1 protein-coding gene is annotated in these 538 nt (G+C 35.3%); it reads left to right on the top strand.

Translation table 11 applies throughout. From position 1 onward, the window contains the following. Positions 1-108: 108 nt before the first annotated feature. Positions 109-538: hypothetical protein (locus tag AOA60_RS31875; protein WP_256592918.1), on the top strand; the 430-nt coding region annotated here is incomplete at its 3' end.

Below are 538 nucleotides of genomic sequence, written 5' to 3'. Positions count from 1 at the left end.
GTCTATCAGTTCATTAGAGAAAAACATGAATTACTATGAGAAAAAATATTATGGAATTTCTTCATTAGAGGTCAAACTTCCAAAGTTAGAAGTCTGGGGAAATAAACAATGAACGGTTTTAAAAACAACAAGTTTTATAGACTATGGAAAGAAAAAAGGTATAAGGAAGCCTTAAATCAACCAATTGAACCCCCTAAAACTAAAGAAGAGAAATTATCTCAGTTTTTATTTGGGAGTCAATCAGAACGTACCACAACTTTTACCATTGCTGCAATTAGTGTAGGCGACTTTATATACGATTACATAAGGATTGATCCCACTGTCGTGGAAGCAGTTGATTTTGCCCGTTCCGATAATATTGATTCCATTTTTGCATTTTCTCAATTTAGTATGGGTATTGATGTGAACTCAGTTGGTGATATTTCACAGATACAAGGATATGTTGCTGAAAAAATGCTAGCAATGGAACTCACTGCAAAAGGGCACGATGTGGAATTCCCTGAAGCATCAAATGAAGCAGGGTGGGATATCCTTGTAG

Source organism: Pseudomonas sp. 2822-17 (assembly GCF_002742485.1).
GTDB lineage: Bacteria > Pseudomonadota > Gammaproteobacteria > Pseudomonadales > Pseudomonadaceae > Aquipseudomonas > Aquipseudomonas cyclaminis.
The sequence above is the reverse complement of the archived record's forward strand: the minus strand, read 5'-3'. Positions and strand labels throughout refer to the sequence as shown.